This window comes from Candidatus Gastranaerophilales bacterium (genome assembly GCA_028693235.1).
Taxonomy (GTDB): domain Bacteria; phylum Cyanobacteriota; class Vampirovibrionia; order Gastranaerophilales; family Gastranaerophilaceae; genus JAQUVW01.
Window position 1 is genome coordinate 22667 of record JAQUVW010000003.1, and the last position, 17564, is coordinate 40230.

Consider the following 17564-nt stretch of genomic DNA (forward strand, 5'->3'; position numbering starts at 1 on the left):
ATTTACCTTATTTATTATTCTTCTTCTTTATTTTTATCAAATTAAACATCAGATTTGTCTCATTGGAATCGGGTTCATCATTGTACCCAAGTATATTTTCTAAATCTGAACGTAAATTTGAAATATCATCATACTTTTTCAAAATTCCGTCGATAGCTATAGATACATCGCCGGTTTCTTCAGAAACAACGACGCATGCACTATCAGAAACTTCACTCATACCAATTGCGGCTCTGTGGCGAGTACCATATCTCCAGCTCAATTTTGGATCTTCTGTCAACGGAAGCAAGACCCCTGCTGCTACAATTTTGTCATCTTGGATTACAACAGCACCATCATGAAGCGGAGTATTCGGGTGAAAAATCGTCAAAATCAACTCACAAGAAACATCAGCATTGAGTTTTGTACCAACTTCTGAATACAGTGAATCTTGATTTGTTTTTTGAAGGACAAGCAAACACCCGCAACGAGCTTTGCTACAGTATTTGATAGCTTCTACTAATTCTTTTACAACATTTATTCTATTTGTTGGAATATTTTTTTTATTATTAAACAAAGAGCGGGACATAAAGCCTGTTTGCCCCAAATATCCCAAGAGTTTTCTGAGTTCTGGTTGAAAAATAACAACCAAACTGAAAATTACGATGCTCACGATTGTTTTCAAGAACACGCCGACAATTCTAAGGTCAAACATAATCAACAATTCACTAAACGCCCATGTCAAAAGCAAGATAAAAATGCCTTTTACCAATTTTTCTGATTGCGTGCCTCTTATAAATTTTCTATAAAAATAAAACAAGATTAAAGCGATGAAAAATATTTCACCGATATTAAGCATATTTAATTTAAAATTCCAAGCCTCAGCAGGAAGCTTAAACAAATTGAAAAGGTCTTCAAACATTGGTAGTCCTAAACTGCATCAAATTTATCAGGTATTACATCTGACTCACATAATTGAGCGTATGTCTGTCTCTCTATAATGATATCAGATTTTCCGTTATTTACAAGTACGGCTGCGGGTTTTAACACTCTGTTATAATTGCTAGACATAGAATAGCCGTAAGCACCGGTATTAAAGAAACATAGCGTATCACCTTCGTTTAAATCAGGAAGCATTATGTCTTTTGCTAAAATATCACCTGACTCGCAAAACCTGCCAGCTATGGTTACTTTTTCGACATCGACATCGGTAGCTTTATTTGCAACTTTAACAGTGTATTCAGCTTGATACAAGCTTGGACGGGCATTGTCAGACATTCCGCCATCAACTGTCACATATTTTCTGCCATGTGGTACTTGTTTTGAGCTTCCTACGGTATAAAGAGTAACTCCTGATGTACCTACGACGCTTCTTCCCGGTTCAATATATACATGGGGCATTTTGATACCATATTTCGGTTGATTTATTGCAATCGAGTCGTTGATTGCTTGAGCCATTTCATAAATCGAAATCGGTTTATCATCTTCAGTATATTTAATACCCAATCCGCCGCCAAGGTTTATATCAGTAAGCTCAATGCCGTATTTTTCTTTAATTCTTGCTATTTCTTTAAACAAAACTTCAATTTCGTCAAAATAGACTTTCGGTTCAAAAATCTGAGAGCCGACATGTGAGTGAAGCCCTGCCAAATTAAGATTTTTATACTCGTCTTGAATAAGTTCAATCGCCTCATCAAGTTGAGTTAAATCAAAACCGAACTTTGAGTCTAAGTGACCTGTTTGGATATATTCGTGCGTATGGCACTCAATCCCCGGGGTAATTCTTAGCAAGATTTTTACTGTTTTATTTTTTGACTGTGCAACCTGATTTAAAAGTGCAAGTTCTAAAAAATTGTCAACGGAAAAGGCACCAACACCAACTTCAAGAGCCAAATTCAACTCATCAAATGATTTGTTATTGCCATTAAAAATAGTTTTAGACATATCAAATCCCGCAGAGTGTGCCGTATAGATTTCGCCACCTGAGCACAAATCCAGCCCAAAGCCAAGCTCACCCATTAGAGAGCACATAGCCTTTGTCATAAAAGCTTTTGCGGCAAACATCATATTAATATGGTCATACCCTTCAAAAGCCTTTGTATAATCACCTGCAATCGAACGAATTGTAGCCTCATCAAAAACATAAAGCGGTGTTCCGTATTTATTTGCAAGCTCTATACAATCACATCCTCCGATTTCCAAGTGGCAATCATCATTAATCTTTGCTGTTACAGGCATTATACTTTGGTTTGCAGTCTGCATATTTTCCCCTTTTAATAAAATAACTCGTGAGTCAATCATAACATCAAAATATTCTTTTTTCACTTAAAAATTGATTATTGCAAAAAATGTATTATTATATAATTATGAAGAATTTTAAATATTTTTTAGCCTTAATAATCGTCACGATAGCCTTTTCGGGATACTCAACTGCAGCCGAAGCTCCAAATTATGATGAGTTATATTACAACGCACAGCTTTTTGACACTGAGTTTATGCATGATGTTGACCCCTATCAAGACCAAGAATATATGAAATACACTTGGTCGCCTTATCCTTTATTTAGAACCAGTTCAACCTTATATTTCAAAAGCTTGACTATCGAGCCAGGATACTATCTTTTGACACCAAGAAACCTAAAAGACAAAGATTACGTGCTTTTCAAAGACAACGGCAAAGTAAAATTCATCGTCCCTGTCGTAAAAAAAACTATCACAGATGTCGGTTTCTACCAATATCAAGTTCCGAAACCAAAACTTACAAAAAGTAAAACCATTGCTCAAAATTTACAAAAATGTTTTTTTAAAAACAAACGTGATTCCGGCAGAATGCCTCCCCCTGACTCTTATATAGATGTTTTGGAAGAAGGTAACTACGTCATTATAAAATTTTATTATTCAAATAGTTGCTATTGGCTTTTATTCAGGAAAAATAAATTTTAATCAGATTTCGATTTATGAAAATAATCATAAACCTTTTGACCTTGCGATTTTTTCAAAAGCAACATCAACTCTTGCACTGGAAGCTTTTTAATCGCTTTAACATCTTTATATTTTTCAATTAATAATTTTTTATTTTTTTCAAAAAGCCCTTTGATATTATCAAGCTCTGATTGAACTGCAGCTTTGCCACGCAAGGTCCTATGATATGTAATAGCAAACCTGTGTGCCTCATCTCTTATTCGCTGAAAAAAGTACAAAGCACCTGAATTTAAAGGAAAAAGTATAGGTTTTGTTTTATTCGGAATAAAAACTTCTTCAATTCTCTTGGCAAGCGAAACTATATTCTGATTTTCACAGCCAAGTTCATCTAATATCGATTTAGCACTCGATAGTTGCCCTTTCCCGCCATCTATTATGATTAAGTCGGGGAATTTATCACTTTGAGCTTTCAGGCGTCCGTATCGCCTGCTGACGACTTCTCGCATCGATTGAAAATCATCAGGTTTATCAACAGATTTTATCTTAAATCTCTTATACTCTGATTTTTTAGGGAAACCGTTTTCAAATACAACCATTGAAGCAACTGTATTTGTACCTTGAATGTGAGAAATATCAAAACATTCAACCTTATAAGGGAAAACGCTCAAATTCAGCTTTTCTTGGACATAAGCACCAACTTCATTATAGTCATTTTGTATTTTTGTTAAAGAATCAATCTGCAACTTTTTCAAATAATAATCTGCATTCTTTTTTGCTAATTCCAAGATATCGTCATTTCTCTTCGATTTTGAAAAATTAATTCTGACTTTTTTACCACTCCGGCGTGAAGATAGCCAAGACTCGTAAAGCTCTTTGTCCTCAGGCGTAAACTCTGGAGCTATAATAATTTCATTCGGAATATCAAAATCACTGACCAGCTCGTAATATTCTTTTATAAAAGTCATCAACAGCTCCGCATCGCTGTCATAGTCTGAAACATAAAGCTCGAAATCTTTTTTATCAATCAATCTGCCATCCCTAATCTGCACCAGTGAAAGGGCACAAATATTAGACTCCTTTGATATTTCAATAACATCTTGATTAACTGATGTATTTTCATAAACAACACGCTGTTTTTCAATCGTCCTCTGAACATCAAAATAGCTGTCACGGTACCTCGCTGCTTTTTCAAATTCCTCACGTGATGCGAAATAATCCATTTGTTTTTTGAGTGCCTCGACAAGCTCTGATTGTTTTCCTGATAAAAACAATTCTACATTTTTTATTAATTTTTGATATTCCTCAGGCGAAATAAGCTTTTGACAAGGAGCCATGCACCTTCCGATATTATAATATATGCAAGGTCTATCTCTAAACTTTGGAGTTTTACATTGCTTCAGCGGGAATAATTTTTTTAGCAAATCTAACGTTGCATACATAGCTCTGCTATTGGTATAAGGTCCGAAATATTTACCTTTCACAGGATTTCTATTACCTTTTCTCGCAACAACAATCCTCGGGTAATCTTCATTTGTAACAACAAAATAAGGGAATTTTTTGTCATCTTTTAAAAGCACGTTGTATCTCGGTTTGTATTTTTTTATCAAATGAGATTCTAAAATCAAAGCCTCGATTTCGGAATTTGTTATAATAAACTCGATTTTTACAATCTTGGGAACTAAAACCCTCAATTTTTCTGATGTGTGTTTTCGATTCACAAAATAACTCGCAACACGCTTTTTTAAATTTTTTGCTTTTCCGACATAAATAACAGTCCCTTCCTTATCAAAATACTGATAAGAACCCGGGGACTCAGGTAAAATCTTTAATTGCTCTGTCAAGTCTTTCATAACATACATTTTACACCATTTTTTCGTATTAAGAAAGTTTACATTAATTAATGAACAAATTTTTAAAGGTTTAGAAAGCACAATAAGATGGCAATTAAAAAACTGTAAGATTGGCTCTTCTTTGGCTATCGTTTTTCATAAATTAGTTTCTGCAATTAATAACAAAAGGAAATAAAAATGATACTTGAGTACAAGGTGAATGAACAGGAAGTTCAGGCGGCATGGCTTAAAACGCTTTATGACATCGTCGAAGAATTGAACTGCAAATGCCAAACTTACATTGATGAGGCATACAATAGGGTCAACCGAAATGTCGACAGAACCAGAATTATTGAAGTCTACGGTTCGGACACAATGCTAAGTTGGCTAAAACTAAGAATGGAACGCTATCATCACTTTATTTCCAACTACAACGAAAAACCTGAAATTAAAACTCAATTTATTGACTGATTTTTTGGTCAATACTTCCCGCAAACAAAAACATCTACACGTCTAAAGACAGTAATCATATCGATTGCTGTCTTTTATTTGCATTTTCTTTAACTCCGTTTTTTTATATTCGCAAATTTTTTACTTTTTTGTTATAATCATACACCAGAGATGTGCTTGTAACTGATATCATTCGAAGCACTAGAAACCGGTTTATATGACTAACAATAAAGAAATTAATAAAGACTTTTCGTTTTCATTTAAAAAAAATAACATTGATGACCTTTTTCAAAACCTAACAGAAAACCCTGTCGGACTAGAGAAAAAAGACTTTCGACTTACTCTCAGCACTCTCTATCAAATCTTTGAAGATGAATTTGAAGCAACTTTTAACCAAGCTAACACAATTCTAAGAGCTACGGATTTCAAATTTTTACTGGACGGTCCTAAGCCTGAAGTTTTCGTCTACCCTATGAATAACTTTGATTTCTATTTGAAATCAAAAGGCTCTCTATATCGTTTCAGCTCAACAACTATAAAAATTGAAGAAGACGGGCAACTCGTAGAAAAAGAAGGCTACAAAGTTCCTATCGATATTATTTGGGAATATTTCACTAACTTTGATACAGTTATAGACAATGATGCCCTAACTGCCTCTTTTGCCGCTATAAACAAGCTTACTCAATTTATTCTAAAAGCTGTGCAAAAATTGTATTTCTTGCCAAAAGTTATGTTTACAGACAACTTCTTTACTTTAAAATACGAACTTTTTTCTGTAACAGAAGCACTGCAAGATTCCATGCACGCTATGTATTCCTTGAATTTTGACGCTTACGCTGATAAGAAAAATGCCATAGATGCTTTAATTGATAGCTATTTGAACTACATTGTTTTTAAATTTTTACATATCAAAATTTCTAAATTTAAAGAACTTAAAGCCGCTCAATATTTTACAAAGCCGTTAAATAACAAACGCTACGTTCGCTCAAATGACATCGGAATGGCTATCAGCGAATGGCTTGACGAAATATATATCGGTAAATACGAAATTGCTCCGCAATTGGATATCAAAAAAATATCAGAAGACAATTTTGAGCTCACTATCTCAATCAAAGCAACCTCTAAAAAAGCAAATTTCGAGCCTATTCAGCTTGCTGACATGTACAATATGGATACAATCTTCGAGCTCAACGGGGCTTATGTTGTCAGCATGGTTGAAAAACAAATTAATTACGCTTTGAGATACTTCCCCGAACTTGAAAAAATGTTTGAAGATGAATCTAATCTCAAAATGAAATTGACTTTAAATGATGTCTACAAAATTATTGCTCACATTTCTTATTACTTAACCAAAGCAGGCATTGTCGTTAATCTTCCTGATAATCTCGACAACATTATCGTGCCTAGAGCCTCTATAAACGCAAAAATTAAAGCTTCAAGAGAATCTGAAGTCTACGAAATTTTGAACGGAACAAACTCAAGCATAAGCCTTTCAAGTATTTTTGACTTCGAATATCAAGTCGCCATTGGGGACGAAAAAATTTCTGTCGAAGAATTCGAAAAACTTACAAAAGATGCAAACGGGCTTGTTTGCTACAAAAACGTATATATTCTCGTTGACCCTGCTGAAAATCAAGCCTTGATTGACAAGCTTAAACACCCAAAAATCGACAAAATCACAAAAATGCAAATGCTCCACTCTGCCTTTTCCGGGCAGCTTAACGAATATGAATTCGATTATGATGAAGCTTTTGCGAACATTATCAAAGATATTACAAAAGTCAAAGAAGTCACTGTTCCAACTTCTTTAATCGGAACACTAAGACCTTACCAAGAAAATGGGCTAAAATGGCTCTACACCAACACAACAAAAGGCTTTGGCTCTTGTATGGCTGACGATATGGGACTTGGAAAAACAATTCAAGTTATAACACTAATTTTGAAACTAAAAGAAGAAAATAAACTTAAACAACCGGCTTTGGTAATTTGTCCTACAACCTTACTCGGCAACTGGAGAAAAGAGCTCGGAATGTTTGCCCCATCTTTAAAAGTCAGTGTTTACCACGGTTTGGACAGAAAACTCGACACAAAAGCTGACATCATTATTACAACTTTCGCCATCTTGAGAATTGATATCGAAGAAATCAAAAAAACTAACTGGAGCATGCTTATCGTCGACGAAGCTCAAAATATCAAAAACCCTGATACGTCGCAAACCTTGGCTGTCAAATCGTTAAAATCAGATATCAAAATTGCAATGACCGGTACTCCTGTTGAAAACAAATTGACAGAATTGTGGAGTATTTTCGACTTCATCAACAAAGGCTATTTAGGCTCAATAAAAGACTTCCAAAAGAGCTATGCAACGCCAATTGAACGATTTAAGCAGGTTTCAAGAGCTGACAAATTGAAATTATCAATTTCACCTTTCGTTTTGAGAAGATTAAAAACAGATAAAACAATCATTAACGATTTGCCTGAAAAAATGGTTATTGATGACTACTGCTATCTATCAAAATCCCAAGCAGCTCTATATGAAAAAACCCTCAACGACCTGATGGGACAAATTTCAACAATAAAAGGCATAAACCGTCGTGGTATGATTTTCAAACTGATTACCGCCCTAAAACAAATCTGTAATCACCCTTATCAATACTTGAAAAACGGTGAAATGACTAAAGATAACTCAGGAAAATGTGAAAAATTCATTTCGTTATTAGGCTCAATAATGGATAACGATGAAAAAACCATTGTATTTACTCAATACAAAGAAATGGGCACAATCCTTTGTGATATAATTCAAAAAGAATTGAACACGGAACCACTCTTCTTCCACGGCTCTTTAAATCCGTCTCAAAGAGAAGCTCTATTGACTCGATTTGACGAAGATGAAGAAGCAAAAGTTATGATTTTATCACTAAAAGCAGGTGGCACAGGGTTAAACTTGACCACTGCGACAAACGTTATCCACTACGATTTGTGGTGGAACCCTGCTGTAGAAGACCAAGCTACAGACAGAAGCTACCGTATCGGACAGGATAAAAACGTTATGGTTCACAGATTGGTGACACTCGGCACTTTTGAAGAAAAAATCGACGAAATGATTAAGCAAAAGAAAGAACTTGTAAATCTTGCAGTATTTGAAGGCGAAAAGACTATAACAGAACTTACTGATGAAGAAATTTACAAAATATTTACTTTAAGTGCTTAAATAAATATCTGTTTTTAGCTTTTTTTAATATAAAATAACTATTTGCAATGACAAAGTGCACAACAAGATTCACAACCATCTACTTTGTCATAATAAGTTGATGCCTTTTTAATAGCATCATGACATGATTCGAAACAACCTAAAAAAAGCATATTATGCGGTAATGGCAAATAATCACATTTTTCAGAATGAACCGAATGAAAGCCAATTTCATTAATCTTTTTACTAACATAATAATTAAGTAGCATATTTTCTCCTAGAAAATCTATTACTACCATTATAGTTTTTTATCCCATATATGTCAATTTTTCAAGATTGTTTCACTAACTTATATTAACAAGTTACATCATTATATAGATTTGAATACTCTACTGCACTTTTATCCCAGCTGTATTGGTAGTGCATTGCGGAATTCATCATCGCAGACCATGTATGCTTGTAATGGAATGTATTTATTGCACATTGAATTGCCTCAAGCATGTCGAAAGCTTCGTAACGCCAAAACTTGAAGCCATTTGAATTATCTAACGGATAGCCGACAATCGTATCATCAAGACCTCCTGTCGCTCTCACAATAGGAATTGTACCGTATTTGAGGGCAATTAGCTGGCTCAAGCCACAGGGTTCAAACCTTGAGGGCATCAAAAACATATCTGCACCTGCATAGATTTTTTGCCCAATATCAACCTTGTATTCAAGACAGACTTTTATATTTGAACATTCTGACGCCAGTTTTGCCAAAAAGTCTTCATATTTTTTATCACCTGTACCCAAAATTACAATATCGGCTTGCACATTTTTTAATTCTGACTCAATTGGTTCAAATAAATCGAAACCTTTTTGCTCAACCAAACGAGAAACAATTCCGATAAGCGGTCTATCTTCGTTAAAAGGGAGTCCGAAATAATTTAATATCTCCTTTTTATTTTTCAATTTAGCTTGCATATTTGATGGCGAATAATGATAATCAACATAGGGGTCAGTTTCCGGATTAAAGACAGAATAATCAACTCCGTTCAAAATCCCAACAACTTTATCTTTATTCTTTTTCAAAGCCCAATCCAGACCTTCTCCATACTCAGGTGTCATTATTTCCTTAGAATATCTTGGCGAAACAGCAATTATCTTGTCTGTGTAGTTGATAGCACCTTTGAGCCAGATTACAGAACCAAAGTGTTCAACCCCGTCTGAATTAAAGACATCTTGTTTATCAATACCCGCAAAATCAAGAATATCTTCAAAATAACGACCCTGATAAGCCAAATTGTGTATAGACAAAACTGTTTTTGTATTTTTATAGAAATCATCATTTTTAAAAGTCGATTTCAAATACACCGGAATCATTGACGTATGCCAGTCATTGCAATGGAGTACAGATGGTTTAAAATTTAAAAGCTTAGCATATTCCAAAACTGCCCTTGAAAATACGATAAAACGTTCTTGCTCGTATCTGTCATCAATGCAAGAGGGATAAACCTTGTCAAAACAAGAAAAATATTTTTTATTATCTATAAAAAAGATATTAATATTTGTATCTTTTACTTTTGCCATTTTTAATGTGAAAAAATATTCACTTATACCGAATTTCAGCCTGATTTTAGAATTAGGGACATCAGTAATTTTATACTTTTGGCAATCAATTGAGCCGATAAAAGGTGCAAATATCGCCACTTGATGACCTAATTTCTCGATAAAAGAAGGCAAACTACCCATTACATCTGCAAGTCCACCGACTTTCATATAAGGAGCAACCTCAAAAGACGCAAATAATATCTTCATATAAACATCCTATTGTTGAGCCAAAAACTCTAAAGCATACCTCAAGACCTCTTCTGAATCCTTTGGCATTTTTATTGATGAAACAACAGCTTTTATCGCAGCTTTGGCTTCATTTATTGTATAACCCAATGACAAGAGTACACTTTGTGCTTCGGAAATGCAATCAGCTGAAAGATTGGTATTTTCTGAAACATCATCAACGGGTACTGGGGTGACATTTGACCAATTTATCAGTTTATCTTTGAGCTCAAGAATAATTTTTTGAGCAAGTTTAGGACCAACGCCCTTAGCCCTTGAAAGCTCTTTGTAATCTGATTTCACAACGACATTTATAAGTTCTGAAACAGGAAACTCATCAAGAAGCAACAAGGACAATTTAACTCCAACGCCAGATACTGATTGAAGAATATTAAAAATATCTCTTTCCTCTTTTGTCAAAAATCCACACAAAGACATTGAGTCTTCCCGATGAATAAGAGAGATGAATATTTTGACATTAGAATCAATATCAGGTAATTTTTGTATGGTTTGAGGAGTAACCAACAAAAGATACCCCACACCATTAGCCTCAACAACTGCGTTTGAGCCACGGTATGACTGCGTTTGTTTGGATATCAACAATCCTTTTATATAATCATACATTATTTTATATTTTTCCCGAGTTCTGTAACGGTTTCAATATCTTCATAAGGCTCTATACCGATAGTAGTGAGCATATTGCCCATTATCATTCCTTCTACACAATGTTGTAGAGCAATTTTTTGTGTTTCAGGAGTCAATCGCAATTTTCTTCCGCCTGCAAATCTTATTATAGCATTAGGAACTGCAATTTTAAATATAGCCATAGTCCTTAAAACATGCTCTTCGTCGATTTTATCTATATAAGACTCAAACGGGGTATTTTTTATAGGACAAAGAACATTTACAGGAATAGAATCGGGCTCAATTTCCGCAAGCTCCATTGCCATCTCGATACGTTGAAGAATAGACTCGCCCATTCCCAAAATAACACCACAACAAAGTTCCATGCCATATTTTTTAACAAGTTTTATCGTATCAATTCTGTCCTGATATGTATGAGTAGTACAAACATCAGAATAATAAGAACGGCAGGTATTTATATTGTGATGGAAACGGTTAAGTCCGGCTTCAGCCAATGCTTTCGCTTGTTCTTCCGTAATTATACCAATTGACGCACAACTCGTAAGCCCTTCAATAGAATTAATAAGTTTAATCATTTTTAAAATATGAGGAAAATCCTCCTCGTTTGGACGTTTACCGGATGTTACAACAGCAAATCTTGTCGCTTTATTTTTTCTTGCTTCAACTGCTGTTTTCAAGACATCTTCTTCAGTCACCAACGGATTTGTTTCAATATCAGTATTGTAATGTGAACTTTGTGCACAATATTTACAATTTTGCGAGCACTTACCTGTTCTCGCACTAATTAATGAACAAAATTCAACGTTATTTGAAAGATGTTCAGCAGCCTTATCAAGTAGCTCATCTAAAGGCAAATAATATAATCTTAATAGCTCATCAGCTGTAAATTTTTCAGACATTTAAAAACTTTCTATTCTTGTATTCAAATAGAGGATATAACAAAAATAACTCAAAATAAAGATTTATCCCTTAATCATTGAATTATAAATAGCCAAAGTTTTTGACGCCTGCTTATTCTTATTCATTTTTTTATAAGTAAGGGCTAAATTATAAAAGAAATCGGGTTCATCATTTTTTAGCTGAATAGCCTTTATAAAATTGGATTTCGCAGATTTGAATTCAGAATCTTTGAGATATGCACAACCTAAATTGTAATAACCGTAAGCAAAGTCTTTCTTGTATTTTACAGCCTGCTGAAAATTTTGAATAGCAGAAACCGTCTTATTGTCCTTCAAGTATATCAAGCCTAAATTGTAATATGCCTTATAAAAAGTAGGTTCCACTTCAATCGCTTTTTGAAGAAGAAAAACAGAATCCATTTCTTTGTCATAGTCTTGAGTAATATTTGCAAGCAAGAACCACATCTCAGCGTCCCTATCAGATTCAGGGATTGTTGCAATTAACTGGTATGCTTCTTGCAATTTATTAGCGTTATAAAGAGCTATAATTGCCTCTCTGTCCACCGGAGTTTGTATAGCTACCTCATTATCTTCTGCAAACGCAGAATTGCTACAAAATGTTAAACAAACGAAAATATTTAAGATTAACAACAATTTCTTCATGGCAATATTATAGCTAAACTCGATTTTAATTGCCACCTTTGTTTTAAATATGAATGTTATGTAAATATTTATTGCAAAATCGAGAATTTCTTCAATAATCACTGCTAAAATACGTTTATTATTATATATAGCGCTAAGGAAAAGTATTGGTACCATGATTTATCTCGATATTGATTTGTCATATCTTGCAAAGTACTTTGATGTCGGAACTCAAAGGATAAACCAGTATGGCTTAAAATCCATCGATGATATTATGGAAGCAGAAGCTGCTAACGGCAACTCTGCAGCTTCTAATTTTGACTTAAAAGTTCTCAAAGACCCTAAAGCTCTTGTAAAAGTGTTTAAATTGATGAGCCCTAGAAATCGATTTAAAATTTTGAGAAATATGAGTCAAGAAGATTTGAAATATTTAATGCAGTTCATGGACAAAAAAGACCTCGTAACAGGATTGAACTACTTTACAAAAGATAAACTCGTAAATTTGATGTACGAGCTTCCTAAAGAAAAAATTTCAAAATGTTTATTCTCTAAATTTTCACCCAAAAAATTCTTAAAAATGATTCCGGAAAGAGAAATAAACTACTTCTTTGAATCATCAAAATTAGATAAAAATGAGATAATTAAAGAGGTCCAAAACCTCGAGCCTGACGCATTACAAGGTCTTATGGAAAATATAACAGGACAACCTCAAAATCCGAATTCAGCTCCTGATGCTAAAGAAGTCGGAAAAACTTTGCAGTCATTATCTCCGCAAAAATTTAAAAAAGCTATTCAATCAATGGACAGAAAGCATAAATCTCAAATAATCTTGGCTTTAACCGAAAAACATCCAGATTTATTCTGCGAATTTTCTAAAGACGCTTTAATGTTCCCGCTTAAACAACTCGAAAAACCTGAACTTGTCAAAACAACATCTGTTCTTGAACAAGAGGACTTGGTTGAAATGGTAAGCGAATTACCAGAAGACTTGATGGCAGTAGTTGTTACGCAACTTGACCCTGAAAAATTAGCGGAAGTATTATGCGACAGATTCCAAGATGTGCTCCAAGATATCGGCTCTCTAGGCTAATTAGGCAAGTTCCATTTATGTTTAATTTTGCTCAATGTACCGTCATGATTCATGTCATTCAAAACTCTATTAAGATTAGTTTTTAACGCTAATGTGTCTTCTGAATTTTTAAAAGCAATACCGTATGGCTCTTGCGTCATTCTTGATTGTAATATTTTATAATTAGGATTGTCCATAATAAAACCAACAAGCAATGAATCATCTGTAGTCAACGCATCGCCTTTGCCTGCTTTGAATGCCTTAAAGGCTTCATCATAATTTCTATAGCCTTGAGCAATTGCAGATGGAGCAAAGAACCTTAAATTTTTCTCGCCTGTTGTTCCCAATATAACGATGACTTTCTTGCCGTTTAAATCTTTAATGGTTGAAATTGAACTGTTTTTTGGAACCAATACAGCCTGACCTGCTACATAATAAGGATTAGAAAAATCAACTATCATCTTTCTTTGCGGGGTTATAGACATAGTCGCAATAACCACATCAACATCACCTGTTGTAATAGCTTGAATTCTATTAGCCGGCGTAACTTGTCTGAACTCTATCTTTTTTGAACTACCTAGTAATCTTTTTGCCAGTTCTCTTGCTATATCAACATCAGCACCTTGCAAAGCACCTTTTGGCGTAATATACCCGAAAGGTTTTGCTTCAAACTGCGTGCCAATTATAATCTTATCTCTTTGCAAAATATTTTGATAAACATCTGTTTCCTTTTCAAACTTTGAACAACCTGTAACCATAAAGACAATGGCTAAAAATATCATAGCTAATCTATTAAACTTAAACATAAATTTCTCCTTGATATTGGTATTAAATCACGCTCAAAGAAATAAATAAAGAAAAGAATTTACACGATTTATTTGATGACTTTATTTTTTAAATAGTTATAATCTTGGTATGAGAAGAATTTTTCCGATTTTATTTATATTAATTTTCACAACAGGTGCAGGATATGTTGGAAATCTACCAAATATCGAAGGTGATTTTGAATACAAAAAAACAACCCCTCAAGTATCAAGTCCGCCATTTACTCCACGGGACAATGACACTGATGCAGAACTCAAAAAAATCCCCAGAGATAACAAATCTTACATTGAGATTATTGTTAAAAAAGATAAATCTTCCCAATATGCAAACGACACCAACGATATTATACAAATACTTGAAAAATTACAAAATTGCTTAGAAAACAAGCAAGATATTCAAAAATTCAACGCAATTGTAAGCAATTTAATCGACCATATATCTTTAATGCAAGAAACCTACAAAAATAAACCTGAAGCAAATTATATTTCATACAAAACGTTATTGAACCTCTCTGATGAAGCTAGAAACGTTGCAGTACTAAGAACTGAAGGACAAGTCTACAACAAATATTTGCCATACTCCTCATCAGGTGCAGTCTATGCACCATCAAATATTCAAAGATACCTTGATAGACTACTCTCATCGGTCAACACCTCTCTTTACGTATTAAAGAATATAGATTAATAATCATTTGTCGAATGGTATTTCTTTTAAATTAATTTAATCTGCTTATGAGTAGCAGAGGAATTATATTATGAGAAAATTTATTTGTTTAGCATTGACGACACTCCTATTTCAGGGATTTGCAGATTCTAGAGAGGTGAAAACTTTTCAGCCGTTTTCACAAATTCCGCAACAACAAGCACCATATTACGGGGATTATTCAGACACCAATGACTCATCTAATGAATACATACAGGATAACGGAAACTACCCTAAAATTGACCAGATTGAAAAAGCTCTTTTTAATACCTGCTATGCAAATGAAGACATCTATCAACGCCTAAACAGGATTGAATTTAAACTCTACAGAAGAGCTGATACAACTTCAAACTTGTCAGAAAGAATGGATAGGATAACCTCACAACTAGACCCATCAATAATGTACAACATTCCGACTCAAAAACTATCTCAAATCGAAATCAAACTATTTGGGAAAACATACCAAAATGAAGACACAGAATCCCGAATAATCAGAATGGAAAAAGAAATGCTCGGTGCAATACAAGACGGCAACCTTAAAGAAAGGTATGAAACAGTAGCAACTGCAGCAAAACACTATAACGCCTTCCCCTACGAGGGTAATAACATCAACACAAATGCCTACAGAAACAACAACCCTTACATTCAAACAAGTAACAAAGGCAGCTTTCTCAGAAACTTATTATCAATAATCTCCCCCGGCGTCATAACTGGCTTCACGCCACAGCTTTATGACGATACATACGGATATTGTTCTTCTCCATATTTACCTCAATATTACGGAAATAATTACAATAATTCTTCCGCAAATTTTTGGGCAGGCGGTATCCCCGCAGGTTTCAGCGATTATACCCAATCTAACCGTGGATACAGGCTATACAACAGAAATACAGGAACAGGAAGTGGAGTTAGAATTTTAAATTAACCTAATGGATAATAGCATTGAATTTGTGCAATCATATATTATAATAATTGCATAATTCATGGAGAGAAGTTTGGTGATTACAAGAGAAAAGCCACGCACACACATAAGTTTAAGACTAATTTCAAAGAAGTCAAAGAGCATGACTTCGTCAATAGACACTGTTTTCTCAATGCTTTCTTTTAGCTTAAAGGCTATGATTGAGGTTAAACTCCTCAAATTTGCAAAAATAGGAGTGCTTAATACAATCTTCGGCTACAGCGTTTTTTCCCTATTGATATTTTTGGGTTTGCACTATCAATGTGCAGTAATCCTTGGCACAATCTTATCTGTTATGTTCAATTTTAACACCATTGGCAGGTATGTCTTTAATAGGTGCGATACACGTTTAATTCTAAAATTTGCACTTGTATATTCAATTATAGCAACACTAAACATCTGCCTTATTCACATTGGCGTGACACACCACATTAATGTTTATTTAATGGGTGCAATACTGCTATTGCCTCTTGGCTCTCTTTCTTTCATTCTGAACAAAACAATCGTTTTCGGCGAAAAATTATTTGGAATTTATTAAAAAATGTATTAATATATTATTTCATAACAAAAAGAGAACCAATCAGGTTCTCTTTTTAAATATTGTTAAATCAGCAAGTTCTAGTTATCAAAAACGTAGCAAAGCAAAGAAGCTTCTCTTGCTTTTTTAACTGCTCTAGCTAACATTCTTTGATGTTCAGCACAGTTTCCTGTAATTCTTCTTGGAAGAATTTTACCTGCTTCTGTTAAATATTTTTTTAATTTTTGTGCATCTTTGTAATCAATGATTTCTGCTTTGTCTGCACAGAAGCTACAATTTTTACGTTTCTTTTTGTCTAGCTGTTCTCTTGCCATTATAATTTCCTTTTTCTTTATTTAGTTATTACTCTTAAAATTTAATTTAGAATGGAATTTCTTCTTCACCGATTAAGTCATCAGAAAATTCTTCATCAGCAAATTTTACAATTTCATCTTTTGCAGGTTTTGCTTTAGTAGCAGAACCGCCACCCACTTTTTCAAAGCTTGATAAGTCTATTTCGACAATTTTTCTTTCGCTACCGTCATCTTGCTGTATTGTAGAGTTTTGAAGTTTGCCGTCAACAACAACCTTATCGCCTTTAGCAAGCGTATTTTCAACCAATTCAGCGAGATTACCCTTTGCAAAAACTCTGACCAAAGTTTCATCTTTTTCATCAATATTCAATGTGAAATACGCAATTGGAATATTGTTTGATGTAAATCTTTTTTCAGGACCTCTAAAAATAATACCTGATAATACAGCTTTTGAAAGTGACATTTTGTCTCCTAACTTATTTTACTTTAGAAACTTCAACGAACATAGTTCTAAGAATATTTTCGTTCAATTTCAAGTTTCTTTTAAAATCAGCGACTTTATCTTCAGGCAATTGCATTTTTTGAGTAACAAAATAGCCATCTCTGAAGTTTTGGATATCATAGCTTAATTTTTTTCTACCCATTTTTTCTGTTTCAACAACATTACCTGTATAGCCGTTCACTGATTCTTCAATTTTTGCGATAATTTTATCAGCTTCATCAGAATCAATGTTTGGTTTGATAATTGATAATAATTCGTAAGTTTTCAATGTTTTCTCCTTGAGTTTTAATATATCTGTAAA

Annotated in this window: 19 protein-coding genes; 7 read left to right on the forward strand and 12 right to left on the reverse strand. The window is 33.9% G+C overall.

The annotated features are described in order from the left end of the window. Positions 1-7 precede the first annotated feature (7 nt). Together cdaA and lysA are read right to left on the reverse strand one after the other, a co-directional pair. The gene (cdaA, locus tag PHV37_05560) at positions 8-901 is read right to left on the reverse strand and encodes a diadenylate cyclase CdaA (protein ID MDD3237547.1); all 894 of its coding nucleotides are present in this window, start codon (positions 899-901) and stop codon (positions 8-10) included. A gap of 8 nt (positions 902-909) precedes the next feature. After that, positions 910-2304, reverse strand: coding sequence for a diaminopimelate decarboxylase (lysA, locus tag PHV37_05565; protein MDD3237548.1), 1395 nt, complete (start codon positions 2302-2304; stop codon positions 910-912). 41 nt (positions 2305-2345) lie between these two features. On the opposite strand from lysA, the gene PHV37_05570 reads away from it, so the two are divergent. Next, the gene (locus PHV37_05570) at positions 2346-2921 is read left to right on the forward strand and encodes a hypothetical protein (GenBank protein ID MDD3237549.1); all 576 of its coding nucleotides are present in this window, start codon (positions 2346-2348) and stop codon (positions 2919-2921) included. Here the strand turns inward: PHV37_05570 and uvrC are convergent. Further along, positions 2918-4750 (reverse strand): excinuclease ABC subunit UvrC, encoded by a 1833-nt coding sequence (gene uvrC, locus PHV37_05575; GenBank protein MDD3237550.1) that lies wholly within the window; start codon positions 4748-4750, stop codon positions 2918-2920. The two genes, PHV37_05570 and uvrC, sit on opposite strands and share 4 nt — an antisense overlap. 177 nt (positions 4751-4927) lie before the next feature. Between uvrC and PHV37_05580 the strand changes: the two genes are divergently transcribed. Together PHV37_05580 and PHV37_05585 are read left to right on the forward strand one after the other, a co-directional pair. Then, complete coding sequence (locus PHV37_05580) at positions 4928-5200, forward strand: hypothetical protein (protein ID MDD3237551.1); 273 nt, start codon at positions 4928-4930, stop codon at positions 5198-5200. A 196-nt stretch (positions 5201-5396) separates the two neighbouring features. Continuing rightward, positions 5397-8390 (forward strand): DEAD/DEAH box helicase, encoded by a 2994-nt coding sequence (locus tag PHV37_05585; protein MDD3237552.1) that lies wholly within the window; start codon positions 5397-5399, stop codon positions 8388-8390. Between the two features lie 38 nt (positions 8391-8428). Here the strand turns inward: PHV37_05585 and PHV37_05590 are convergent, their stop codons facing one another. The 5 genes from PHV37_05590 to PHV37_05610 form a co-directional block, all read right to left on the reverse strand. Then, positions 8429-8668, reverse strand: coding sequence for a hypothetical protein (locus tag PHV37_05590; GenBank protein MDD3237553.1), 240 nt, complete (start codon positions 8666-8668; stop codon positions 8429-8431). 55 nt (positions 8669-8723) lie between these two features. Continuing rightward, a complete protein-coding gene (locus PHV37_05595; GenBank protein ID MDD3237554.1) occupies positions 8724-10169 on the reverse strand; it encodes a glycogen synthase in 1446 nt (481 codons plus the stop codon). A 9-nt stretch (positions 10170-10178) separates the two neighbouring features. Then, a complete protein-coding gene (ruvA, locus tag PHV37_05600) occupies positions 10179-10811 on the reverse strand; it encodes a Holliday junction branch migration protein RuvA (protein ID MDD3237555.1) in 633 nt (210 codons plus the stop codon). Further along, complete coding sequence (bioB, locus tag PHV37_05605) at positions 10811-11731, reverse strand: biotin synthase BioB (protein ID MDD3237556.1); 921 nt, start codon at positions 11729-11731, stop codon at positions 10811-10813. Before bioB ends, ruvA begins: the two co-directional genes overlap by 1 nt. A 63-nt stretch (positions 11732-11794) precedes the next feature. Next, positions 11795-12394 (reverse strand): tetratricopeptide repeat protein, encoded by a 600-nt coding sequence (locus PHV37_05610; protein ID MDD3237557.1) that lies wholly within the window; start codon positions 12392-12394, stop codon positions 11795-11797. 154 nt (positions 12395-12548) lie between these two features. Between PHV37_05610 and PHV37_05615 the strand changes: the two genes are divergently transcribed. Beyond that, the gene (locus tag PHV37_05615; protein MDD3237558.1) at positions 12549-13463 is read left to right on the forward strand and encodes a hypothetical protein; all 915 of its coding nucleotides are present in this window, start codon (positions 12549-12551) and stop codon (positions 13461-13463) included. On the opposite strand, the gene PHV37_05620 is transcribed toward PHV37_05615, so the two are convergent. After that, complete coding sequence (locus PHV37_05620) at positions 13460-14248, reverse strand: glutamate ABC transporter substrate-binding protein (GenBank protein MDD3237559.1); 789 nt, start codon at positions 14246-14248, stop codon at positions 13460-13462. The genes PHV37_05615 and PHV37_05620 overlap by 4 nt on opposite strands. Positions 14249-14357: 109 nt before the next feature. Here PHV37_05620 and PHV37_05625 point away from each other — a divergent pair, with 109 nt between their 5' ends. From PHV37_05625 to PHV37_05635, 3 genes are all read left to right on the forward strand, one after another. Next, on the forward strand, positions 14358-14951 hold the full coding sequence (locus PHV37_05625) for a hypothetical protein (GenBank protein ID MDD3237560.1): 594 nt from the start codon (positions 14358-14360) through the stop codon (positions 14949-14951). Positions 14952-15021: 70 nt separating this feature from the next. Beyond that, on the forward strand, positions 15022-15894 hold the full coding sequence (locus PHV37_05630) for a hypothetical protein (protein MDD3237561.1): 873 nt from the start codon (positions 15022-15024) through the stop codon (positions 15892-15894). Positions 15895-16033: 139 nt separating this feature from the next. Further along, a complete protein-coding gene (locus tag PHV37_05635) occupies positions 16034-16468 on the forward strand; it encodes a GtrA family protein (protein MDD3237562.1) in 435 nt (144 codons plus the stop codon). A gap of 80 nt (positions 16469-16548) precedes the next feature. On the opposite strand, the gene rpsR is transcribed toward PHV37_05635, so the two are convergent. From rpsR to rpsF, 3 genes are read right to left on the reverse strand one after another with little or no spacing between them, the layout of a single operon-like run. After that, on the reverse strand, positions 16549-16782 hold the full coding sequence (gene rpsR, locus PHV37_05640) for a 30S ribosomal protein S18 (protein ID MDD3237563.1): 234 nt from the start codon (positions 16780-16782) through the stop codon (positions 16549-16551). 46 nt (positions 16783-16828) lie between these two features. Continuing rightward, positions 16829-17224 carry a single-stranded DNA-binding protein gene (locus PHV37_05645; GenBank protein MDD3237564.1) on the reverse strand — a complete coding sequence of 132 codons (396 nt, stop codon included), beginning with the start codon at positions 17222-17224 and terminating at the stop codon, positions 16829-16831. 13 nt (positions 17225-17237) lie between these two features. Further along, the gene (gene rpsF / locus PHV37_05650) at positions 17238-17531 is read right to left on the reverse strand and encodes a 30S ribosomal protein S6 (protein ID MDD3237565.1); all 294 of its coding nucleotides are present in this window, start codon (positions 17529-17531) and stop codon (positions 17238-17240) included. Positions 17532-17564 lie beyond the last annotated feature (33 nt).